20 protein-coding genes are annotated in these 21,973 nt (G+C 55.1%); 11 read left to right on the top strand and 9 right to left on the bottom strand.

What is annotated here, in order from left to right; translation table 11 throughout:
- Window positions 1–129 precede the first annotated feature (129 nt).
- Window positions 130–351 (top strand): helix-turn-helix domain-containing protein, encoded by a 222-nt coding sequence (locus AB5767_RS08590; RefSeq protein ID WP_205215037.1) that lies wholly within the window; start codon window positions 130–132, stop codon window positions 349–351.
- A 186-nt stretch (window positions 352–537) separates the two neighbouring features.
- On the opposite strand, the gene AB5767_RS08585 is transcribed toward AB5767_RS08590, so the two are convergent.
- Window positions 538–1,737, bottom strand: coding sequence for an MFS transporter (locus tag AB5767_RS08585; RefSeq protein ID WP_368132587.1), 1,200 nt, complete (start codon window positions 1,735–1,737; stop codon window positions 538–540).
- 550 nt (window positions 1,738–2,287) lie between these two features.
- On the opposite strand from AB5767_RS08585, the gene AB5767_RS08580 reads away from it, so the two are divergent.
- Complete coding sequence (locus AB5767_RS08580; protein WP_368132907.1) at window positions 2,288–3,553, top strand: ATP-binding protein; 1,266 nt, start codon at window positions 2,288–2,290, stop codon at window positions 3,551–3,553.
- Window positions 3,554–3,637: 84 nt separating this feature from the next.
- On the opposite strand, the gene AB5767_RS08575 is transcribed toward AB5767_RS08580, so the two are convergent.
- The 3 genes from AB5767_RS08575 to AB5767_RS08565 form a co-directional block, all read right to left on the bottom strand.
- Window positions 3,638–3,955 carry a BspA family leucine-rich repeat surface protein gene (locus tag AB5767_RS08575; protein WP_368132351.1) on the bottom strand — a complete coding sequence of 106 codons (318 nt, stop codon included), beginning with the start codon at window positions 3,953–3,955 and terminating at the stop codon, window positions 3,638–3,640.
- A gap of 180 nt (window positions 3,956–4,135) precedes the next feature.
- Window positions 4,136–4,564, bottom strand: coding sequence for a hypothetical protein (locus AB5767_RS08570; RefSeq protein WP_349111080.1), 429 nt, complete (start codon window positions 4,562–4,564; stop codon window positions 4,136–4,138).
- A 1-nt stretch (window position 4,565) separates the two neighbouring features.
- A complete protein-coding gene (locus AB5767_RS08565) occupies window positions 4,566–6,380 on the bottom strand; it encodes an ABC transporter ATP-binding protein (RefSeq protein ID WP_368132348.1) in 1,815 nt (604 codons plus the stop codon).
- A gap of 1,799 nt (window positions 6,381–8,179) precedes the next feature.
- Between AB5767_RS08565 and AB5767_RS08560 the strand changes: the two genes are divergently transcribed.
- Window positions 8,180–8,833, top strand: a complete 654-nt coding sequence (locus tag AB5767_RS08560; RefSeq protein WP_368132347.1) for a plasmid mobilization protein — start codon at window positions 8,180–8,182, stop codon at window positions 8,831–8,833.
- Between the two features lie 240 nt (window positions 8,834–9,073).
- On the opposite strand, the gene AB5767_RS08555 is transcribed toward AB5767_RS08560, so the two are convergent.
- Together AB5767_RS08555 and AB5767_RS08550 are read right to left on the bottom strand one after the other, a co-directional pair.
- Complete coding sequence (locus AB5767_RS08555; RefSeq protein ID WP_368132346.1) at window positions 9,074–9,352, bottom strand: hypothetical protein; 279 nt, start codon at window positions 9,350–9,352, stop codon at window positions 9,074–9,076.
- Window positions 9,353–9,590: 238 nt separating this feature from the next.
- Window positions 9,591–9,797 (bottom strand): type II toxin-antitoxin system RelE family toxin, encoded by a 207-nt coding sequence (locus tag AB5767_RS08550; protein ID WP_368132350.1) that lies wholly within the window; start codon window positions 9,795–9,797, stop codon window positions 9,591–9,593.
- A 901-nt stretch (window positions 9,798–10,698) separates the two neighbouring features.
- Here AB5767_RS08550 and AB5767_RS08545 point away from each other — a divergent pair.
- The 8 genes from AB5767_RS08545 to AB5767_RS08510 all read left to right on the top strand — a co-directional run bounded on the left by AB5767_RS08545 (window position 10,699) and on the right by AB5767_RS08510 (window position 19,606).
- A complete protein-coding gene (locus AB5767_RS08545; protein WP_368132345.1) occupies window positions 10,699–12,282 on the top strand; it encodes a LuxR C-terminal-related transcriptional regulator in 1,584 nt (527 codons plus the stop codon).
- Window positions 12,283–12,391: 109 nt separating this feature from the next.
- Entirely contained in the window at window positions 12,392–12,904 is a 513-nt protein-coding gene (locus AB5767_RS08540) for a DUF2712 domain-containing protein (protein ID WP_156327733.1), read from the top strand.
- A gap of 169 nt (window positions 12,905–13,073) precedes the next feature.
- Complete coding sequence (locus AB5767_RS08535; protein ID WP_368132344.1) at window positions 13,074–13,865, top strand: hypothetical protein; 792 nt, start codon at window positions 13,074–13,076, stop codon at window positions 13,863–13,865.
- 38 nt (window positions 13,866–13,903) lie between these two features.
- Window positions 13,904–14,701, top strand: coding sequence for a DUF2705 family protein (locus AB5767_RS08530; RefSeq protein WP_368132343.1), 798 nt, complete (start codon window positions 13,904–13,906; stop codon window positions 14,699–14,701).
- Entirely contained in the window at window positions 14,698–15,342 is a 645-nt protein-coding gene (locus tag AB5767_RS08525; protein WP_368132342.1) for an ATP-binding cassette domain-containing protein, read from the top strand. The genes AB5767_RS08530 and AB5767_RS08525 overlap by 4 nt, the downstream gene beginning before the upstream one ends.
- A gap of 5 nt (window positions 15,343–15,347) precedes the next feature.
- Window positions 15,348–16,007, top strand: coding sequence for a DUF5028 domain-containing protein (locus AB5767_RS08520; protein ID WP_368132341.1), 660 nt, complete (start codon window positions 15,348–15,350; stop codon window positions 16,005–16,007).
- 2,241 nt (window positions 16,008–18,248) lie between these two features.
- On the top strand, window positions 18,249–18,833 hold the full coding sequence (locus AB5767_RS08515; RefSeq protein ID WP_226791018.1) for a recombinase family protein: 585 nt from the start codon (window positions 18,249–18,251) through the stop codon (window positions 18,831–18,833).
- 194 nt (window positions 18,834–19,027) lie between these two features.
- The gene (locus AB5767_RS08510) at window positions 19,028–19,606 is read left to right on the top strand and encodes a hypothetical protein (RefSeq protein WP_346979684.1); all 579 of its coding nucleotides are present in this window, start codon (window positions 19,028–19,030) and stop codon (window positions 19,604–19,606) included.
- A gap of 53 nt (window positions 19,607–19,659) precedes the next feature.
- Here the strand turns inward: AB5767_RS08510 and AB5767_RS08505 are convergent, their stop codons facing one another.
- Genes AB5767_RS08505 through AB5767_RS08495 form a run of 3 tightly spaced genes read right to left on the bottom strand, consistent with a single transcriptional unit; the run spans window position 19,660 to window position 21,742 of the window.
- Window positions 19,660–20,382: a metallophosphoesterase family protein gene (locus tag AB5767_RS08505; RefSeq protein WP_368132904.1), complete on the bottom strand. Its 723-nt coding sequence runs from the start codon at window positions 20,380–20,382 to the stop codon at window positions 19,660–19,662.
- Window positions 20,382–21,107 carry a metallophosphoesterase family protein gene (locus tag AB5767_RS08500; protein ID WP_368132903.1) on the bottom strand — a complete coding sequence of 242 codons (726 nt, stop codon included), beginning with the start codon at window positions 21,105–21,107 and terminating at the stop codon, window positions 20,382–20,384. The genes AB5767_RS08505 and AB5767_RS08500 overlap by 1 nt, the downstream gene beginning before the upstream one ends.
- The gene (locus tag AB5767_RS08495; RefSeq protein WP_368132638.1) at window positions 21,104–21,742 is read right to left on the bottom strand and encodes a hypothetical protein; all 639 of its coding nucleotides are present in this window, start codon (window positions 21,740–21,742) and stop codon (window positions 21,104–21,106) included. Before AB5767_RS08495 ends, AB5767_RS08500 begins: the two co-directional genes overlap by 4 nt.
- Window positions 21,743–21,973: the final 231 nt, after the last annotated feature.

Raw genomic sequence — 21,973 nt, 5'->3', positions numbered from 1 at the left:
CATTCCTTTTCCGTGCCCTATCCGACTGGGCATCAGAGTGCTTTCCAATAGAGATAATTATGCGCCTTAACTGGGATTGTTGTATATAGTCCGTTGGCTTTTATACAACAATCCATGACTCTTTTTGTCATGGATACGAAGACGCTTCAGAAATCATTCGGCATGAGATGCAAAGAGCTCCGCGCTGGACTCGGGTGCAGCCAGGAGCAGTTCGCCAATTTGATTGAAATGGATCGTTCCTACTACGCGAGCATTGAAGTCGGGCGGCGTAATGTCAGCCTCTCAAATCTCAAGAAGATTGCCGACGGATTTCAAATCAGCATTGCTGAACTCATGAGAGGCGTCAGCTAAATTTATCCGTCTCATAGTTCATCTCGCCGATCACGCTGCTATGAAAATAGAAAACGTCACCACAGATTACCGTCAATCGTCACCATAGTGCTGATGGAATGCTTGTTATAGGCTGACATGGGAGTCATACAGATGGATAGATATATAAATAGATGTATCGATCGCGCTAGCTCGTCAATCGATATATCAATTCTTGGAGACCTGTATTCCTACCATTTTTAATGAAACAACGGCGGTAATTGCTATCGCGATTGCACCAATAATACCGAGCGCTATCTGAATGGGATATAACCCCAACACATGTCCAAATATGGAGAAAAACATTGCGGAAAAGAGAGCCCTTACCAGAGACGCGACGGAAAGGATCGTCGCGCGGAGATCGTCCGCTATCGCGTCTTGGATTAAGTTTTCCGAAGTGATGTACACCACTTCTGGGAGAAAACAAAGCACCATGCTAAGGCCAAACAAACACAGCGGATTTGAAGCGAACCACGGAAGAATCATGAAAAGGCCAGCCTCGATTAGCATCGAGCCGAGCATGGTATTTCTTTTCCCGAAACGCGATGAGAAGAAATCTGCTGCAATGTAGGCCGTCGCATTTACTGCATAGGATGCACCGAAAAAGATTCCTATTATGGAGACGGGAGCATCAAATGCGTCGAATACCAGCTGATTCAAGTTGTAATAACTCCCATAGAACCCATCGAGCATGCTTGTGCCGATTAGAAGAAGCAATACCGCAAAAGCGGATTCTCCAACACGCCAGGTTTCGCGTCTGAACATCTTGGCTGCGTCAGACCTTCCCTTTTCAGAGCTTTCAGAACGGGTCGCTTCCGTCCTCTCAATGGGATACAGAAGGAAAAGCTGCAGGAGATAGAAAACGGAGACACATACGTAGAGGGCGCTCCAAGATACTTGGGCAATGAAAGATCCGAGCACAATTGCCATTCCCGTAGCGATTGATTGCGCGGCAAGCAGCCGAGCGTTGATGGTGAGGAAGCGCTCTCCTTGACCGGCATTCCGGGCAATTTCATATAAAAGCGCTTGTTCGGATCCCGATTGAAGGGAGTAGGCGAGTGCCTCAACAAGGGAAAGCGCGACGAGAAAGGGGCCTGAGAGCAGCAGCATGCCAGCCGTATGGAAGAAAAGCAGCAGCACGCCCACTTGAATCGAGAACTTCTTTCCAAAGAAATCGCCTACCAGCCCTGTTGGCAGCTCGAGGACGACCGTTGCAATGTTAAACAGAGCTTGATAAAGCGCGATTTCCGTGACAGACATTCCTTTCTCCGCAAGGAAAAGTAGAAAAACTCCCCGATTTAAAACAAATCCCGCGAGAACGAAAAAGGCGGAATAGACGTGCAACTGCGCAGTGGCATTCTTGTTCATTTGACACTCCTAACGGCTATTTTTGTCGGGGTGTTCGCCACTGATTCGAAGCCTGAAATGTTCATAGTCTCAATGAAGAGCTGATAAAGCTTCTGAACAGGGTATCGATAGAATAGGACATCCTGCGCTCTTTCTTCTCGACGAACTATTGCCAGCCGGTCGATTTCGAAACAAGAAACCGCATAATATACCCCAGCTTGATCTAGAGTTGCCGTATAGCTTTCTGCAACGGCAAATGCATCACGATCGCGACGTATTTCAAAAATATCTTCAAAGCTTCTACCATCTCGATGAATCATAAGGTAGGTTGCGAATTTAAATTTCAAATCAGCATTGCTGAACTCATGAGAGGCGTCAGCTAAATTTATCCGTCTCATAGTTCACAGTGGATCTCGTTGATTAGTGCCTTAAGAAAATGGAAATCGTCCCAACGAGCTATCGTCAATCGTCCCAATAAATTACCGTCAATCGTCCCAATAAGTAATCGTTATTTGTCCCAACGACGCAGATAGACGCTATAATTTCAAATGAATGATTGGAGGGAAAGCCGATGGATAGGTATATAAGACGTTGTGTTGACTGCTTAGTCGAGCGCGACCTTGGCATTTTTGGTGCAGTGCTCATTCAGGGGCCGAAATGGTGTGGAAAGACAACGACAGCTCAGAGATTTGCCGAGTCATCGTTATCTCTCTCCGATCCATCTGGCGGTTTTGCGGCCCTCCAGCTCGCTCGTCTCGATCCGGCCCAAGCAATTGTCGGACCGACCCCGAGGCTTGTCGACGAATGGCAGGAAGAACCGAAGCTATGGGATGCCGTGCGATTCGAATGCGATGTCAGGGGAGGGGAGCCAGGACAGTTCATTCTCACCGGATCTGCGACGCCGCGAGCCGAGAACCAGCCGATGCACAGCGGTGTGGGTCGAATCGCCCGTTTGCGGATGGATACCATGACGCTTTTCGAGCTCGGTATTTCGTCGGGAACGGTCTCGCTTGGTGCGCTGCTCGATGGCGATTCCGTTGCGGCGTCACTCGGATCCATCGCCGGTATCGCCGGTATCGCGGATTTGCTCTGCCGCGGCGGTTGGCCCCAAGCGGTCGGTAAGACAACTGCTGACGCAATGCGGATAGCCGCCGCCTATATTGACGGTGTTTGCGAGTCTGACGTTTCGAGGGCGGATGGAGTGAAACGCGACCCGGTTAAGGTAAGGGCCTTGCTCTCGTCGCTTGCACGCAATGAATCGACTCTTGCCGGCATGAGGTCCATCGAAAGGGATTTGGGTGTTGACGTCTCAAAGAATACGATTACCGGCTACATGGACGCGCTGCGCCGTATCAATATCGTCGACGATGTCCCCGCGTGGCATCCGGCTCTCAGGTCGCCGGTGAAGTTGCGGCAGGGCGCGAAGCGGCACCTTGCAGACTCATCGCTCGCCGTCGCCCTCATCGGTGCGGATCCGGAGTCGTTGTCATCCGATCCGAAGACCCTTGGCTTGCTCTTCGAATCCCTTGTGCTGCACGATCTCAAGGTTTACGCGGCGGCCAGCGATGCGACCGTATCTCACTACCACGACGCTGACGACCTAGAGGTCGACGCGATTGTCCATCGTCGTGACGGCTCGTGGGTTGCCGTTGAGGTTAAGCTCGGGAGCCCCCAAGTCCCAGAGGCAGTGGAAAATCTGCTTCGACTTGAGCGAAAGCTGGTCGATCGCGGGGAGAGGCCGCCTGCGGCGAAACTCATCGTCATCGGGTTTGGTATGCCGGCTCACGTAACTAGCGAAGGCATCGTTGTTGCTCCGGTCGATACGCTCGGAATCTAAATTATTGTTATTTGCATTTCCAGAAATCCTCTATCTAGACGCCTCCTAGAGGATTTCTGGAAACAACCGGTATTTTGATCTGGGCTACGAAAGGTTACGGATCCAGATTCCGTGCTGCGTGGAGCCGGTGATTTTGTTCAGGAACTCGCGCTGCTCCTCGGTTGCGAGGATGTAGGTAGAGCAGCCACTGAGCATCTGGTCGACGTCTGTGATTCCGGACGCCTCCCATCCCAAGATGCTGACGGCCTTGAACGTCAGGCAGTTGAGGAACATGTAGGACGTGTTCTCGACGTTCGAGGTGTCCAGACGGTCGAGATCAAAAAGCTCCGTGACGCTTGAGCAGCCCCTGAACATGCCCTCCAGGGTCGTGCAATCCGATGTATCGAGTTTCGATAGGTCGATTGGGTCAGACCGTCGAACAGGTATCTACCGCTCTCTGGATCCCAGGTATCCAGGACAACGACCTCGCGGATTCGATTCCTGTAGGAATACCACGGTTGCTTTCCGAATTCGTCCGTGTGTGTACGGATGAATGCGGGATTCGATACCCCGGCGTCCTGATCGGCAGGCCGCCGGGAACTCTCACTCCTCGATAAAAGCCGGCACTCGGTTAGTCCTACGCATCTTGAAATCGCCAGTATCGTGGGAGACGTAGAGAATGCCGTCCATCCCATCTCGCGATGCATATGAAAGGTGAACTGAACCGCAATCCGCTCCATCATTGTCGAGAAGATCGAACGAATTCGGGTCGCTCGTTGCGGCCAAACGACCACTCAGACAAGAGCCGTCGTCATTACAGATTTGCCATTCCATGTCTTCGCCTGCAAGAATCGCCATAGACGGCCTGGTCGCGCCATCGTTGACATACATCCCGTCTATGCCAAACCCATTTTCAGCGCCATCGATGAACGACTGCTCGGACCTATACCTCGCAAATGATGCACATAGCACCATTGCAAGACAAAGTACAAAGCCAACAATCGCTATCTTTGCATAGCTCTTGCCTATCATGTCATTCACCTCCCTCGTATGTATCGAGGTATTCCTGCTTGAGCGTCTGCGAGGACGACTCGGTCTTTTCCACGAGCGTGCCGGCCTCGATGAAGTAGAACGAGTCGGTGAGGTCTGCCAGGTCGTCGAGCAGATGGCTTGAAATGAGCACGCTTCGTCCCCGCGCCACCTCGCTGCGCATCGCGTCGCAGGAGGTTTTCCGCTTTCCCGGATCGAGGCCGTTCAGCGGTTCATCGAGGATAAGGTACGGGCAATCGGTCGATATCGCCATGGCAAGCTTTACCTGCTGCTTCATTCCCGTCGAGAGTTTACGGGCCGGCTTGTCGAGATATGGGGAGATTCCGAGGGAGTCGCAGAGCGAGTCGATGTCGGCGGCCGATTTCCACGCCTCCCTAACGAAAGCAAGGTGCTCGATGGCCGATAGCGTGGGGTAGAGATCCGCGCTGCCCGAAGAGCTCAGGTAGACGAGTTCTGCAAATTCGGCTGATCGACGTTGGCAGATTCCGTCTGCCGCCAGGCTTCCCGAGCGGATGCGGGTGGGAAATTGGCCCGACAGCGCTTCAAGAAGGGTGGTTTTCCCCGAGCCGTTGGGAGCAACGAGGCCCGCCGCCGTTCCCGGGCTCAAGAAAAGCGACCCGATTGAAAGTATCGTCGTGCTTCCGTATCCCACGCTCGCGTCCAGGAGCTCGAGCCCATGGTGCTTTTTCGCGGGTCCAGGCTGTTTGGGCGAACGTGTCGCAACGGCGCCGACCGCAAAAAAGACCGCGACGTATGCCAGGGCCACGGCAAGCATAGATGCGCTGCCTGAACCGGAGCCAATGAATTCTGTCGGGAAGCATCCTACGTAACCCGTTGCCTCGATAGGCGAGAACACGGCCAGCGGCAGGAGCCCGAGCGCGGCATTATGCCCTAGTGCCGAATCGGACAGTAACGGGAATGCCGGGGCCGCGACAAGCAGCGCGGAGGTAAGGGGGCCCGCGAGGACGCGCCTCGTTGCGGTCGATAGGACGGCGGAGCAGACGGATATCAAGGTTCCGCCCGCAAGCAGCGCGAGAAGCAGGGTCGTGAAGACGTTTCCCGCGGTCGTGGTGGCAAGCGCGCCGTCATGGAAGAAGGCGATCGGGTACCCGATCTGCCCGAAGCCGTTTAGGGCCAAGGCGCAAATGCTCCCGGGTGCGAGGCCGGCGAGGAGCATCGCGGTCCCCGCGACGATTATCGAAAACACGATCTGGATAAGGCGCCGGAATTTGGGTGCGGGCGCCTTTGCCGCCAGGGTCGCAGGCCTTGTGGCGCCGAGCAGGAGTATCGACGAGAGAAGGAAGGGGATGAAGGGAAGGAAAGACGGCGCCGCGGCAATGGCGTAAGGCAGGAAGGAAAGGAATGGCAGGTCGTTTGCGGAGGCCGGGATATCCGTGATGCCGGAGCTGCTCAGGGCGCGGCAATATGCGAGCGCCGCGTCATTGGTCTCTCGGTCTCCCACGATGGACCCGGATTGGAAGCCCTCGTCCATGAGCGCGTAGTAGCTCTCGGCAGAATCGAGAAAGGCGGCGTCGGTTTGAGCGGCGAGGGCGGCGTTCGCGTATCTTGCAAGCTCAGCGTCATCTTGCTGCTCTGGCGATAGGTCTGTGCCGCTGGCCTGGGGCGCGCGCGTATTGAATGCGTCGACAAAGCCCTGCATGCCCTGCTTCATAAAGAAGGGCCCGTAGATGGGTGAATTGAACGCAATGGGGATGGAGAAGGCTGCGGCGAGAACGAGCGTAGAGATCCATACGGCCCTGTCTCTTAGGATTAGTTTGAGAAGAAGTCGACAGTACATTTGGAAGCACCCACATTTCTCAAGGCATCGTTAGATTAATAATGACAGACCGGATGAAGATGCGTGAGACGGGGGCGAGGCGAATGGCTGGGCGGTATCGATATGCGGGTTCAACGGCATCATATTGACCACATAGATTATCAAAACCGTCGTAAAACCCCTGGTTGCAACTACGGGGAGTGTCAACGGTATTCACTTTTTCAGTAATGCCGTATTTACGTAATGTCGTTATTACATAGTTCTGTTATTTCGTTTTGCCGTGTGCCGGGTTTTAGGGCAGAGCCCTAAATCGCACGCCGCCGGGCGAAACGCAGTTTTGTACGGCGGTGTACGACTCTTGCGGAACCGAACTATGACACAACGCAACTGTGCCATAACGTAACTACGTAGTAGCGTAGCTGTGCAATAACGCGATTACGGCAAATCGAAATAACAGAACAACGTGACTGTGGAATAGCAGAACAATTGAACATTGAACTAATCGCGCCTGAAAATTTTCCGCAAGTGTCGTGCGCCGCCGTACAAAGCCCGGCGGCGCACTAGGGCTCTGCCCTAAAAACCCGGCGCCCTTGGCGGCGTTAAAAAGTGACGCAATAACGTTGTTACGTTATTGCGTTATTACACAGTTCAGCAGTCACGCTTTTACATTGTTGCGGCATGACACGGTTATGCAATGTCTCCGGTGCGTCTCGGTAAAAGGTTCGCTACCGGACAGCCACCGGACACCGAGGCGATCTAAGCGCGGCGATGGTTTGCCGTGAAATGTGCTGTGAGATGAAAAATCTCGCAAGAGACGCAGACTTGTACCTCCATCGTAAATGTATGTACAAATCTGCCGTCGGCCCGGACGGCACGGCGCTTGCCAGGGCTCCGCCCATGGACCGGGGCTGGTAAGTCGATTGCGACTGCATCGGTTGATTGGTGACAGTTGGAATCGACGTTGCAGTTTTTAAATCTGTTTTCTGAGATCTGAAGCGCGAAACTCAAAAACTCACCGTCTTGATTTTCATTTGAATCGAATCGCGCCCGCGCAAAAGTCAAAACGACTCGCGCGGGCGTTTCGTTTTTTCATATCGCATTTCATATCGCGTCAAAACAAAACGCGAGTTTTGAAAATAGATAGCGACCATCGGTCGCGATCGTAGGCGTGTGTGCACGCCGCATGAAAATCGACTCGCCATTCGATTCGTAATGCGAGCCGCGTCAGCTTTCGACAAATCCAACAGCGCTGCGAGTCACACTAATGACTCTCTGCGCCATTGAAATTGTTGAAAGCTGTCTCAACTTTTTCGCAAATGCCATGAAAACGATTCGACGAAGTCGAATGTTTGCGTCGCAGGCGCCGCAAACCCGCTTCGCAAAAATGCAAACACTCGGCATCCCTCGCATTCGCATTTCCGCTCCGCTCTCGCTACAGCGAACTTCTAACACTCAGCATCCTTCGCGTTAAAAGTTCGCTTTCGCTCACGGTCTTCACACAGTTACGACGCCGCGAGGCCTCTCGCTTGGAATGAGGCCTCTCATTCCACGTCTACACTGCGTTTCGCCCAATCACCGTTCCGGAGATTGCAAGATGTACGTATATCATGATAACCGGGCCCGTAGTCCCTGTTATCATGATATACGAATCTTGCTTTTCTCCTGTCACGGAGAAAAGGGAAAGGGTGAACTGCAGCACGCTTTTTGCGGGTTGGTTTCACTCTTTTTAAAAAATTAGGCAACCATAGCAAGAGGTGACGGATGCCAATCCTCAGTTTCTTGCTTACTTTTCCGGAGGCCACTCCGGAGAAAGTAGAAAAATGGCACGAAATGAATTCGTAAAGGCTCGCGTTTCTCCTGAAGAGAAAGAGATCTATCAACAACTTTGCGAACAAGCTGGTTGTACGGAAGCTGAGTTGATTCGATCCGTACTGATTCATCGGGAAATCTCACTTGATGATCTCGATGACGAAATGCAAGTTCTTGATTGGAAGAAAAAGGCCCTCCATAAGCAACAGGAGGATTACAGGAGAGCACAGGCATCGCGTAAAACCGATGAACGTGGCGAGCCGATTTCTGAAAAAAGGAGTATTCCGTTCCAAGTAATGCTCACTGCTCCAGAAAAAAAGGCAATTGAGCAGCGTGCAGCGGCGCTCGGCATTTCTGCAAGCGAACTGGTTCGCCGCAGCGCAATTTACGGAAAGATCGAATCATTCAATTTTGACATCGCGGAAGTTGAAAAACTCCATCATGAGTTATTGAAGGAAGGAACAAACCTCAATCAGCTGATGTATTTTGTGAACGCCCAAGGGCTTCCCGCGTACAACGAGAAAGCTGTTTTCCGAACGCTTGAAAAGGTTTATCAAAATGCTCGAAAGGTCGACCGGTTCATCGAGAAATTAGAGAAGCGTTATCACGTCGACTATATTCCAAGCGATTATTTGGCAGATGAACCTGACAACAGAAATCTTTAAGTCGGAACGCAGCTGGATCAGTTTTGCAATTGAGTGCAATTACTCGTTTGGTTAATTCCAGTATTTCAAAAAACGTTTTCGGAAAAGGAAGGGAATGATTTCATATATCTGAGGACGTTCAGCTATAACTACTCCGCAAAATCGAAAAGGGTCGAACCGAAGTGTCTGGCCGGACGCCAATTGTCCGGGAACTGCTTGGTTCGGCCCTCTTTTACTTTACTTCCATGGCCATGCAGCGGTCTAGTACTCCTTAACGGGATGCTCCTCGCCGAATCCACCGTCGATGCCGAAACGGCACAGCCTATCGATGGCACGAAGATGCTCGTCGATGACGGTTGCGATTTGGGCGTCAACGATGCTGTCGTGGTCGTTGAGGCCGCGAACTGACTCGTCGGCGGCCATGAAGGCCTTGATGGCCTGTGCGAGCTGGTTCTTAAAAGCATCAACCTTCTCAACTGCGGCGGCTCGGTCCGCCATCTCGCGTTCGAGTCGTTGAACGATTTCCTGTGTGTCGCTCATGGCTGTTCCTTTCCTCGCGGGGCGTTTATCCCACTGTATCGCACCGCGCAGACACGATTTTTTCGGGCGGCGGCAAACTCCACGAAGCCGCAGGTAGACGGCTTGATGTAATCGCAAATACAGCCCAGAAAAGGAATGCCTGGATACCCGTTGGGGGCATCTGCTTTCAGGCGCCTTAAAACGCATCTGGTGAGGTCGTTTTTTCGGCCTTGACCTGCGTGGCGGCACTTTGGGGTGCTCATAGCCGCGGCATGCTCTTGTAGACACCCTGGCGGTGGCCGACCCTTACGACCTCGATGACGGCTTTCCCGTCCTCGATCCTTGCCAGGATGCGGTAGACACCAACGCGCCAACGCCAACCGGAATCGGTGCCCTGAAGCTGTTTTCCATTCGATGCGCGCCGCGGGTCCTCGCATCCGTCAAGGTGCTCCTGAACCCAGGACAGGATTACGTCTATGCCAAAACCGTTCTCAGCGCCATCGATAAACGACTGCTCGGACCTATACGTCGCGAATGATGCGCACAGCGCCAGTGCAAGACCGATCGCAAGGCCAACAGCCGCTATCTTTGCATAGCTCCTGCCCGCGCGTCCCAGTTTTCGGCCTAAAACGGGATGCGTTTTCTCAATCGGCCCTCAAAAGGAAACCGTATCCCGCTTTGGAGCGGGGACTGCGGAAAAATTGGACCGTTATCTGGTTCTGATTGGAGTATGCGTGAATCGTTGATGCTGGCCGGTGTGGGAGCGAAGAGGGATGAACAAACCGAGCTGTATAATGCCGCTCTATGGAGGTCATATGCTCTTTTCCCGCTGCTCTGCCACATCTGCTTTTACCATTGCGCTTGTCGTAATGGCGGTTACCCCTTATCACCGGTTTTCATCTTCGATCGGCTTGGCATCAGGTGCAATGACCTGGCTCGTTATCCTTGGCGCATGCCTCGCGGCGTTTGGTCATGGTGTTGCGCTCCGCAAGGGGAGAGAAATAAGACGGCCGGGTCGCCTTGGCGTCTTCGGTGCTTTCCTTGCTGCTATTGCGGTGGTTCCCGAATGGGTCGACTTGGCCTTCTATGCTCGCGGAGATTCTATTCCAATCGCGTTTGCACCAATCTGGCTGTTGCATGGCGTTTCGTGTACCTTGTGCTTCACTGGGTCGCTGCTCCTCTCATATGTAATTTGGAATACGGCGGGCTCTCCTTTGATACGGGGGGCAGCGCGGGACGGCGAAAGGGGGACCCGCCGACCGCAGAGCGCGCTTTTTGCAGAAACAATAGTTGTCCTGTCTTGCCTGCTGTTTTGCTGTCGAGTTTCATGGAGAGTCGTTCCCGAGCCATGGGGGATGCCCTCTGTAATGGCCGCATCAATTGGCCTTATGCTTTTAATTCCTCTGGTCTATCTCGTATTGGCTGCGGTCCCGCTGCTTTGCTCTCCCCGCGCCTTTGGTCGGGGAGAGAGCGACGTGTTCGCCCGTTCTGTGCTCGTAGCAGTTCCCATTGGCCTTGTTCCCGCTGTTGAGGTGGCATACTTCGCAAACGATGCCGCAATCATTGCGTCGCTGACGATAGGGTCCGCTATTGCCGCCTTCGTATGTGCGTTGCTCAGGAAGAAGCGGAACAACGATTCGGATATCCCCCGCACGTCCGACCCATTCGATGCGGGAGCGTTTTCTCCCTCTCTGTCGCCTCGAGAAGAGCAGTTTGTTCGATTGTTGCTCAAAGGGAAAACGCCGGCGGAAATTGCCAGGGAGACGGATACGAAGCCATCGACGGTGCGGACCACGCTTCACCGAGCATACGGGAAGGCGTCGGTTGCGGGCTCGCGTGAGCTGGTGGCGCTGTTTGCGGGTGGGGGCGAAGCTGTAGAGTCTGAGCTGTCGCAGCGGCATGCCGGCGATATGTTGGCATTAGCTCGGACGCACCGGCTGCTTCGATATCTGCCCACATCTTTTTTTATTTTCCTTGCGGCAGGTCCCTTGGTAATGGCGAATAGCGATTGGGAATCCAGCGTTACGCGGGCAGTCGCCTTTTCTCTTGCAAGCTATACATTGGGCCTCGGACTGTTTCTTTCGCCGTATTGCGCGGTTGTAAAGACAAATCATGACGCTGATCTGGATAGGGCAGGCGAAGCGATTGGGCTCGGAAGCCCGTGCGTGTGGGCGATACTGTCTGCCGTGGAATGGGCTTTTGTCTATATCGCGGCATGGAGGTGCATACGCGATCCGTTGATGGCTGCACCGGTCCTGTTTTGCGGCATAGCGTCTATGGCTTCGCTCGCTGTTAAGCTGCGCCCGTTTAAGGTTCATGCCCATACTCGGGCTATCGTGCCGTTGGCGTTAATAGGTGTATTCGCTTTAATCTATGCAGCAACTAGGGGGCGAATTCATGGACTTGCGGTACTGACGGGGATGCTGCTCACGTATATAGTGCTGCGAAGCTGTCCGCAGCGCAAAATGCTTGGGGTATGGATGCTCTGCTTTGGGGCGATGGCTCCTGTTTGGGTTGTCTTGCTCAACATGGTGCAGGATCTGACGGTTTTCAAGCCGTTGTTCCTCGCGTCGTTGTTGGGGCATAGTTCGGCTGTCAATGTCGTCGTGGCAACGGTGGTCGTCTGCTGGTCTGCGCCCATGTTCGTCACGCACATCGCGCTCGCCCGCTCGGTTGAGGACGAGAAGGCCGTCTTGGGGTACCGCGCGAACGGGTCCACCGAAACAGCCCGCGTGCGCCAGCTGGCCCTGCTTATGTCTCGCTCCCTTTCTGATGTTCAGTCGCAAATCTTGCTGATGACGGCAGAGGGCGCAACGACAAAGGCTATTGCGGAGGATGTCGGTTACGCTGCATCTACGGTGCAAGCATTGCGGTCTGCATCTTACCGCCAGTTGAGGATCAAGAATAAAGCGGAGCTTATTTCATTGTTATCGCAGGTAGATAACGTGTAAACGCCTGAGCAATCAACTCAATAGCGGGTGTTTACAGACATCTTTCTCCATTCATGCAAAAGTTGCCGTGCGTCGACGCATTGTTAACCGCTTTTGATTGGAGAAGGCCATGATTAAGCCAAGGAGCATTATTGCCCGAATCGGAGTCGGGTTGGCGATTGTTGCGGGTTTGTCGATGGGCGCACCTGCCGCATCATTTGCTCAAGATGAGTTTGACACTTCCCAGGTTTCTAGCATTTCGCAGAGCGCGGATGCCGGAATTGCCACATGCAAGAACAACGAAGATAGAAATTTCGCTTTTCAATGTTCTGGCACGAGCGCAACCGGCTATCGCCAGAAAGAAGATTCATCTTCAGTTTACACTTTGATCCAAGGCTATTCAGGAAGGCCGTTACGTTTGTACGTGGACGGCGCCTATGACAATAGAGGAACGGGCACTATGAATTGCACGCAAGGCGTGTATCGCGCCAACCACGCGGGCGAATGGGAGATGTATAACCTCGTTCGCGAGAATGGGCGCAGCCATGCTCGTCTGACTGCCTGGGCCGAGTCCGGATACGGCACGGTCTATGGAAGGTGGAGCCCCGATTGCTTGGGCCATTTTAACAAACTTCCCTCCTAGCCAATCCGCAGCTTCTTGTTGTGATTAGGGCCGGGTCGAGCGTTGTTGCTCGGCCCGGCCGATGGGAGGGTGATGTCGGTTGAATAAAAAACTAATTCGGCACGAGTTGTCCAAGATATTTGGCAATCCTATATTTGCGTTGACCCTTATGGTTGGAACTGCAATTTCGATGGCGGCTGCCATTGAGGCATGGTGGACGCTCGAGATTGAGCGCAAGCAGCTGCTATCTTTTGGCTACGGCATTGGTCTGCAGTCTCAGACATACCTCGGCCAAACGCGTGAAAGTAGCTTTGGTAACTGGATTGTTGTGGGCGCGAACGCGCCGTTGTTAGCGTCGGTGTTTTTCTATGCGCTGCCGTTGCTTGCCATGTTGGCCGGGTCGTGGTCATGCCTGTCCGAGCGTTTGAGCGGTTACGAGGCACAGATCTGCACGCGTGTTTCTAGAAATGCGTACGTGAACGTGAAGATGCTGTCTGCTTTCCTCTCTGCGTTTGCGGTCACGGCTATTCCGCTACTCGTGAACTTTCTGATTGTCTCCATGCTGTTTCCCGCGTATCTCCCCCGGGTCGATGAATCGATTTATGTTGGGCTCTATCTGCATAGCTATTTTTCTGGTTTGTTTTATTCCCGGCCTCTGTTATACGTGCTGGTTTATACGCTGTTCGATGCGGTGGCGCTGGGGGTTCTATCCATGGCCGTGACCGGTCTGTCGGTTGTGTTTCGCAGCAGAATCAAGGCGATGGTCGTTCCATATCTGATTATGGTTGCATGGCACTTTGTTAACGATTGGATTTTTAGCGTCCTTTCATGCGTTGGCTTTAACTGCAACATTCTTAACAGCATCAGGTCGGAATCGCTAAATAACTGGCCCGACATTCGAGCGGGGTTTGCGGAAATCACTTTGTTGCTCGTCTTTTCTTTGGTTTCCGCGAGATTCTTAAAAAGGCGCGAGGTGGTCTGATGCTGTTTAGGCTGATCGCCGCGGACCTGAGGACCGTTTTGAAGAAGAACATCATTACTTATATTGCGATCGCGGCAGTGACCGTTGCGAACTTGGTATACGCCTACGGATTGTCTTCTATGTATGGGGTCAGGACGGATACCTTGGGGTTTGCGGATAATCTTGCGCTCGTGTTTGCCGGATCTGCTCCGTTTGAGCCTAGGCCCGGGGTCATGTTTGTGCCTCCGCTAGGATGGCTTTTTCTCATTCTGCTTATTCTCTATACAACACTCGATTATCCGACCGAATCGTTGCACGGGTTTGGTTTGCAAGCGCTTGTTCGATGTCGGGCAAGAATCCTTTGGTGGGTCTCGCGTTTTATCTTGGTGGCGGCGGTAACGGCATTTTCGCTGCTCGTGGTGGTTTGCTCTGTTGTGATTTGGAGCTTGGTGGTGAGCTCCTCGTTCAGCGCGGTCATTCATGGCGAGTCGCTTCAGCTGGCTAATTTGGCGCCGTGGTTTCTCAAAGCTGCCGAGGCGGATGCGCTGCCGTTTTTCGTAGGACTCTTTCTTGCTTTCGAGGCGCTTGCGTTTGCGCAGGCAGCGGTCGGGTTTGTGCTTGGGTCGTCGGTCTCGTTTGTGGTTTTAATGAGCTCCCTGATCTGTTCGGCATTTGCGCGGCATTGGGTGCTGCTGGGAAATGCCCTGATGCTGTTGCGCTGGGGCGGAATTGTCAAAGAGGGAATCGCGACGGGCTCGAGCGTCTTGTTTTCAATTGTGATTATGTCGTTATGCCTATCGTTGGGTGGACTGTGGTTTCGAAGGGCCGACCTTATAGAAAAGGGGGACAAGATATGAGCGTGATCGTTAGGGACGTATCGAAGCGCATGGGCAAAAACGATGTCCTGCGCAACGTGTCCATCGAGGTTGACCCTGGGACCGTGGTCGGGCTTCAGGGGATAAACGGTTCGGGTAAGACCATGCTCATGCGAGCGGTCTGCGGATTGATCAAGCCTACCGAAGGCGAAATCTCTATCGATGGCCAAAGGCTTGGGGCGGACATCTCGTTCCCGCCGAGTCTGGGGATGTTGATCGAGGCGCCTTCCTTTTTAGGATATCTGTCTGGCTACGATAATCTGGAGCTCATCGCCCAGATCAAGGGCGTTGCCACCCCCGAGGACATTCACTCTGCCCTGCGGCTCGTGGGACTCGATGCAGACGAAAAAAAGAAGTTCCGAGCATACTCGCTTGGGATGAAGCAACGTCTGGGAATAGCTGCGGCAATTATGGAAAAGCCGAAGCTACTTGTTCTCGATGAGCCAACAAATGCCCTCGACGAAGCGGGCGTTGGAATGCTCAAGCGCGTTGTGGCGATGGCGGCATCAGCGGGTCGCGAGGTTATTCTGTCCAGCCATGACGGAGAGGTGCTCGAGGAGCTGGCCGATCGGGTTTACTGCATGCGCGACGGTGCCGTTGTGAACGTTCGGGAAAGGTCGTGAGCGCGATGAAGAAGACCCTGTGGACGAGAAGGTCGGCGCTCGCGCTTTTCGGCTGTGCTGTTACTGGCCTTGCGGGCATGAGGGTGAGCGTCGTTAACGGGAACCGGACGGTCATTCCTGAGAAATACTATGCGGAGGGCGAATGGCTCTCGATGGATGGGGCGTTTCTGGGGTCGAAGGATGTGGCGACTGACGGGTATTCGTTTTGCATAGACGGGGCGGAGCTGCTCACGCCGCGCGAGTATCTCAAGCGTGCGCATGATGATTATTCAAAATATGGCATCGTGGATACGAAAACGAAATTGAAGGACGCCGACACCACATGTGTTATCGCCGTAAAGATGCGTGTCAGGAATAAGGACAATGTCGAAGGCGGAATCAAAACGTATGCTTGGCATTTGGTGCCGGAGTCTGCGCCAAACTATGACTTTGTGGTCAATACCGATCTGATAACGCAGGCAATGCCGGCCCTGGGCGGTTCTGCTGCGTTTGCTGTACAGGTTGGGGCGGAGAACGAGTTGCTCGTCCCATTCATGATGCAAAACACCAACGACTATTTCGAAGGTTACGAGACCGTTCGTTTTGAGAAGGCATTTCCCGGGACTTACACGATGAAGATGACCGATCTGCCGGAGCGAAGGCTCTTAAGGTTTGAAGTGAAGTAGCTCGAAGATCCCGCGGTTCGCGACGAGCTCCTTGCGCGTCGCGGTTACGCAAGGGAGATTCGCAATCGTTACGCCGGCGCCGTTCCCGATGCCGGCGACGACCGCGTTCGCGCCGCAGGCCAAGCACATGGCGGAAGCTCCGCATCGCGGCAGATGGACGATCGCGTCGTCGATCGCCGGCGATTACGCTCGCGGCGACACGCCTCGCTAGCTTTGAACTGCCTGTCGGGGCGGAGTAAAGTGCTCATGCCCCGGCAGGGCGGTGAGGCATGAGTTACTGAGGTATACTATAGTTTCCGCAGGTAGAGGCATAAAAAAATGGCAACCCGCCCGCCGAAAAGACGGGCGGGCGTGATACCATCAAGATTGTGCTCGGGTGCGACCAACACCTCCGCACGGTGTAGAGGCGAGCTACCAACTCGCGTTTCTACTTGCCAGTTGTGCTAAAAACGCAAACAGCACTCCTGACACATCCAATGATAGCAGGGACCCGCAGGTCACGCTATGGATGACAGTTAGAAAACGCAAATGGGAGCCGGCTCGCACGGCTCCCATTGTTTATGGGAGCGAACATATGCCGTTCCCGGTCGGCACGGGTTTAAGACCCGTTCAAAAAGGTAGCCAAGGGCTCGAATAATCGGAGACTGAGCTGTACAGGTTCATTGTCCCGTCTCTACGGAGACTTCGACGGGGGTAGTGCCCTCCATGTGACCCCTGCGCCGCCTCGGCCCTTCTGGGCGGAGACGGCGTGCCGGATTCAGAGCGATTGTCCTGCTGGAAAACTGCAGGAAAGTAGGCGAACAGCCGAAGATCAGGAGTTGGTTGGACAGCCGTGTGGCAACACACGTGTCGCGGTGATAAGCCGCAACGTCAAGCAAAGAGGATCACGATGAGCATGCAGCCGTGACGGATTCTGAGCCCCACCCCGGGTCCCGCCATGTACGGGGGCGCCGGTGCGGGCGGCCGGCGCGTTAAAACGAACGGTCCGGATGCATGGGCGTAGCCATGCGGAGTCCCGCGAGATCGTCGAGCAAAAGGCCAAGGGGCGGGTGAGGTTTTCCCAGCTGCAATGCTGGTTTCGAAGATTTAGGGAGGGTCCACGATTGTGCCCAAGCTCTGTGGATACTCCACCGCCTAACAATCCGACCAGCAAGTCGGTCAGACCTCGCGATCAGTTATTACAACCAGCAAGTCATCAGCGCGAGGCGTACCAGCTGTCAACCCTCAGCGCCGGCGTCGCTTCGCTCCCCGGGCGACTAACCCACTTGGCTGTAGCCCTACAATTCGGCAACGACTCGCCGGATTTTTTCGGTTGTGGCTGAAGATGTAAATAAGAGATATATAAGTCAGCGAGCTTCGCGAGCGGATCATAGGTGCCGTCAGGCACCGCATCAAAAGCGATTCGCAATCATTTCGGAATACATGTCGCGGGCGATGAGTAGACCTAGTCCAGACCTGTATCTGTACTAGGAGTTTCTAGAAATGCGCATGAGAAAGGGCCGAACTGAAGTGTCTGGCCGGACGCCAATTGCCCGGGAACTGCTTCGTTTCGACCCTGCTTCATTTTACAGCCGTGGCATGTTTTTGGAGATCGACCCGGCAGTGGCGATTCATTCGACTGTCGGAGGAGCCGTCCCGAACGGCTCCCGCTGTTGCGTTCACGCCACATGGACGATGAATGAACTCACATGAGAACCCAAGCGTACGGTGGTTTTATCCGCCTAAAGAGGATAAAATGAAAGCAGAAAACGACGCATCCCGTGTAAGCATCAAGGAGCGCGGGCGGCCTAGTTTTCTGGTTTAGTTAAATGCCCGGGATCCGACCCCCGGGCATTCTTATTTGCGCTTGTGGCGCAAATGCCGTCCACCGTCCGCTCCGCGCGTACGCCTACGGACCTTAATCCGAACCTCATACGAGTTCAAAAACGCGATGATGAACGTGCCGACCGTCGCGAGAGCGGCCAGCGCGTTAAGGAATTTCAGCATATGGTGACCTCCGATCAAATCGTCGGCCGCCCGCGCACGGAATGCGCCGTGGCATCAATTCTAACCGAACCTGCGACTGCCCCAGTTAACTGGTACACCTCTGTTATTGTTCATATTCAACGTCTCAAAACGTATGCCGCGCGGCACTCGAAAACCGAACCCTCGATGCCGTGAACAGCGAGTGCCAAAACCCAGTGTCAAAACCTACACTTGCATTCCCATGAGAAAATCAAAAGACAAGGCAGGAGGCTGAAAATGACCAGATACGGATACGCTCGCGTGAGCACGAAGGATCAGAAGCTAGATAGGCAAATCGAGGCGTTGGTCAACGCCGGCGTGCCCTATGGCCATATCTACAAAGACAAGGTCACGGGTGCCAAGGACGGCGACCGAACTCAGCAGAAGCGTCTGTTCAAGAAGATGAAGGCCGGCGATGAAGTGGTAGTCGAGTCCTGGGAGCGCCTAACCAGATCGACCAGGCAATTGCTGAACTACGACCTTATGTTCCGAAATCTCGGCGTGAAGCTAACTTCCTTGAAACAGCCGGTCGACCTCGATACCGCCTTCGGTCGATTCGTCCTCGGCACTCACGCCTGCACCGCCGAGCTCGAGCGCGACCTGATCAAGCAGCGCCAGGCCGAGGGCATCGCCGTAAAACGGAACCATGGTGGCAACGTCGGGGGCCGCCCGCGCATCGCGGACGTCAAGGCCGATGCTGCCGTGAAACTCTACCTTGCGCGGGAAACGCCCATCCCTGACATCTGCGCTGCCACCGGTATATCGAAATCGACTTTGTACCGCATCCTCCGTGAACGCGGATTGGTGGGCGTCAGAAGATAAATCCGAGTGCGCTACTATATAAGAGTGCGGTATTTCTCCAACTGAAACCCCCTGCGTGAACGCATAACGTATGACTTGAGACGCCTTTTAGAACTCACCGATCGCAGGATGACTACAAATCAACAGCGGCCGTGCATTGTCCCCAGCCGTATGGCATGGCGGAGCCATGCCGTTGTTGATTGGAGTGCCGCACCATGGCAGACAATCCGAGCGAAAAGAAAATCAGCGAGACATCCGGCGTGAAGGCCGTCCTCGATGAGGCTGCCGAGCGGATCGAGGCGACATGGCGGGAGAAGCTGCTGCGCGAGACTGCCGACCTCAGGACCGAGAACGCACTGCTCATGGCCCAGGTGGATGAATTCAGCCGCAAGCTCGCCGAGGCGACGGATCGGAATGAAAAGATTGAGGCCGACTGCAATGAGCGGGTCGCCTTTATAGAGGAGAAGTTCGAACTCGATACCGCGAGCCTCGAGCTCGAGAACAACGAGCTCCATGCCGCGAGCGTCAGATATCTCGCCGATGCTCGGGAACTCGACAGGCAGGTCGTCCAACTCCATGCCGAGGCCGTGGCCATGGTCGATGAGATCGAGCGACTGCGCGGCGAGCGTGACGCCGCGCTGAAAGCCCAAGCCGAGTTGAACGACGCACTCCTGGCCCAGCGCGACCTGATGGCCGAGGTCGCCGCCCTCAAGGACCGCCTTGCCGCCTCCGAGCAGCGTGCGGCCGTGGCCGAGGCCAAGATCGAGGTCATGACCCAGATGAAGATCGAGTAGGCCGCATAGCATCTAATTTTATAGAAACCCCCTAGAGCATTTCTAGGGGGTTTCTAGAACTGAGAACCGGGCGCAGCACTTTCGATCGGCACGATGTCTCGATAGACCAGACGGTGCCTGTCGTCACGCCACTCGTCACCGTGGTAGTGCCCGAAGAACCAAGCGCGGTAGTCGAGCCGCCCATCGAGCTCGCCCAGGAAGGTTTGCAGCTGATCCCCACGGTACTCACGTCCGCGCTCCCGGCACAGCTCTCTGGCCAGGGCAGCAGGAGCCTCATGCGTCACCACGTAATCGGCCCTCCAGCCTACGCGGTTGAGCGAGGCGCGGCAGTGGTCCATCTCCTCCTCGCTCGGCATCTCCTCGGGCCACCAGCTCCTCCCCTCCTTGCGATACTGCCTGTCGTTGCTCGCGGCGCCGCCCATGGCAAGGACCGTGGTTCCCGCGATGTCGAATACCCCTCCGCGCATGAGGTGCAGCACGTGCGGTCGTACCTCATGGACGAGACCGCCGCTCCACTCCCGCACCGGCAGTTCTGCCAGGGCGTGGTGGTTCTCATGGTTGCCGTCTACGAAACACGTGGTCCAGGGCTTCGACTCGAACCAGTCGAGCCAATACCTCTCAGCATTCGAGCCGTCCCAGACAAAGCCGAAGTCGCCGGCCACGATCGCCACGTCATCGCGCGTCAGCGTGCGCCCCAGCGGCCAAGATTTGAAGGCGAATCTGCTGGCCCCATACTCGGCCCTGCCGTGGACATCGCCTGTCACATAGACCGTCATCAGTACGCGCCCCACGGCAGGAGTTTGTCCCCGAGCCTCACGATCCGGTCATACAGCACCGTGTGCCGTTCGTCCGGATTGCCGTCTCGGTGAAAATGTCCGTAATACCAGCGCTTATAGTCCAGGCGGTCCTCGAGCTCGTCGAGGAATCCGGTCAGCCGGTCCACATCAGGGCGTTCCCAGCCTGGGTCCGGGTAGAGCGTCGGCGAGATCATGCGCGTGGCGCAGGTATGGGTGATGACGCAGTCGACCTTCCAGCCGACCTCGTCGAGCTTTGCCCGCGCGGCATCGAATTCGCGCTCGTCCGGGAGCTCCTGAGGCCACCAGCTGGAATACGGCACGCGGTATTCCCTGTCCACGCTCGTGGCACCGCCCATGGTGAAGATTGTCGAACCGTCGAGCTCGAAGACCTCGCCGCGCGTCAGGCGCCGAATGGGCGAGGTGTCCGACAGGCGCTGCGTCAGCCCGCCGTGCCACGGCTCCATGGGGCGCTCCTCCCAGTGGTCGAAGCGCTCGTGGTTGCCGTCGACGAACAGTACCGTGTAGGGGCGCGATTCCAGCCAGGCGATGTCGGCGCATTCCTCGGCAGAGAAGCCCCACGGAAAGCCAAAGTCACCGGCAACGATGAGATAGTCGTCGCTGGTAAGACTGTCGCCGAGCTCCCAGTCGCGGAGCTTTTGCATGTCGAGCCCACCGTGGATGTCGCCCGTCACATAGACCGTCATCGGATCGCCTCTTCCCTCTTGTACGCCGCCAGCTCGCGCTCGACCTGCCTGTCGCCGGTCTCGTTGACCCACCAGGGCCATTTCACCCGGCCGCACGGCTCGTCGACTCCGGCGAACCATTCCCTCAGCTCGTCGAGGCTCACCGGGGAGTGCCCGTTGGCATCGCAACCGACGTCGTAGCGCAGAAGGCCCTGCTTGCGGTTGAACTCGTTGTACGCGCCGCCGCTGCTGTGGATGTGCCCGTGGAGGTGCCACGATCCATGGCTCATGCCCTGCCAGTCGGCCATGGGGTAATGGCTCAGGACGATCTTCTGCCCGTCGATCTTGAGCACGCAGATCGGCGGCTCCACGGTGAAGGCGCCCGCGACCGCCGGCTGGGTCCAGTCCTTGTCGTGGTTTCCCGGGACGAGGTGGATGCGCCTGCAGGCGATTCGCTCGCGCAGCCCGTAGGCGTCCTGGGCGGTCATCTTGAATGAGAAATCCCCTAGGATGTAGAGTTCGTCGTCCGCGGCGACCCTGCCGTTGATGTTGTCGACGATGGCGTCGTTCATCTGCCAAATCGTCTCCCACGGGCGGTCGGTGAACTTCAGCACGTTCTCATGCCCGAAGTGGGTGTCGCTGGTAAACCAGATCATATTTATTGTCTCCTTTTGTCGCTAAAAAACGTTCTCCTTCGAGGTTAGGAGACGTTTTATGAGCGACATGAGGTGCATATCCCTCATGTTTCAAGCTCCAATCTGCCGGATTTGCCCAACTAAAAGTTTACGCTCACGCGCGAACAGGATTTGATTTTTGAAATATGGACGAATTCCTCGTCAGGAGGGTAAAATGGTGCCGACGGCAGCCCAAGTTGTAGAGAGCTGGGC

It is taken from the genome of Collinsella aerofaciens (genome assembly GCF_040926265.1).
Lineage (GTDB): Bacteria > Actinomycetota > Coriobacteriia > Coriobacteriales > Coriobacteriaceae > Collinsella > Collinsella aerofaciens_BB.
Note: the sequence above shows the minus strand (reverse complement) of the source record. Positions and strands in the feature narration are given on the sequence as shown.

Bases quoted from the DNA above. Each gene is read 5' to 3' on its own strand.
- AB5767_RS08520 (WP_368132341.1), top strand. From the start codon at position 15,348: ATGAAGAAGACCCTGTGGACGAGAAGGTCGGCGCTCGCGCTTTTCGGC.
- AB5767_RS08515 (WP_226791018.1), top strand. From the start codon at position 18,249: ATGACCAGATACGGATACGCTCGCGTGAGCACGAAGGATCAGAAGCTA.
- AB5767_RS08495 (WP_368132638.1), bottom strand. From the start codon at position 21,742: ATGATCTGGTTTACCAGCGACACCCACTTCGGGCATGAGAACGTGCTG.
- AB5767_RS08505 (WP_368132904.1), bottom strand. From the start codon at position 20,382: ATGACGGTCTATGTGACAGGCGATGTCCACGGCAGGGCCGAGTATGGG.
- AB5767_RS08525 (WP_368132342.1), top strand. From the start codon at position 14,698: ATGAGCGTGATCGTTAGGGACGTATCGAAGCGCATGGGCAAAAACGAT.
- AB5767_RS08500 (WP_368132903.1), bottom strand. From the start codon at position 21,107: ATGACGGTCTATGTGACGGGCGACATCCACGGTGGGCTCGACATGCAA.
- AB5767_RS08540 (WP_156327733.1), top strand. From the start codon at position 12,392: ATGATTAAGCCAAGGAGCATTATTGCCCGAATCGGAGTCGGGTTGGCG.
- AB5767_RS08565 (WP_368132348.1), bottom strand. From the start codon at position 6,380: ATGTACTGTCGACTTCTTCTCAAACTAATCCTAAGAGACAGGGCCGTA.
- AB5767_RS08580 (WP_368132907.1), top strand. From the start codon at position 2,288: ATGGATAGGTATATAAGACGTTGTGTTGACTGCTTAGTCGAGCGCGAC.
- AB5767_RS08590 (WP_205215037.1), top strand. From the start codon at position 130: ATGGATACGAAGACGCTTCAGAAATCATTCGGCATGAGATGCAAAGAG.
- AB5767_RS08560 (WP_368132347.1), top strand. From the start codon at position 8,180: ATGGCACGAAATGAATTCGTAAAGGCTCGCGTTTCTCCTGAAGAGAAA.
- AB5767_RS08555 (WP_368132346.1), bottom strand. From the start codon at position 9,352: ATGAGCGACACACAGGAAATCGTTCAACGACTCGAACGCGAGATGGCG.
- AB5767_RS08545 (WP_368132345.1), top strand. From the start codon at position 10,699: ATGGCCGCATCAATTGGCCTTATGCTTTTAATTCCTCTGGTCTATCTC.
- AB5767_RS08510 (WP_346979684.1), top strand. From the start codon at position 19,028: ATGGCAGACAATCCGAGCGAAAAGAAAATCAGCGAGACATCCGGCGTG.
- AB5767_RS08570 (WP_349111080.1), bottom strand. From the start codon at position 4,564: ATGATAGGCAAGAGCTATGCAAAGATAGCGATTGTTGGCTTTGTACTT.
- AB5767_RS08535 (WP_368132344.1), top strand. From the start codon at position 13,074: ATGGCGGCTGCCATTGAGGCATGGTGGACGCTCGAGATTGAGCGCAAG.
- AB5767_RS08585 (WP_368132587.1), bottom strand. From the start codon at position 1,737: ATGAACAAGAATGCCACTGCGCAGTTGCACGTCTATTCCGCCTTTTTC.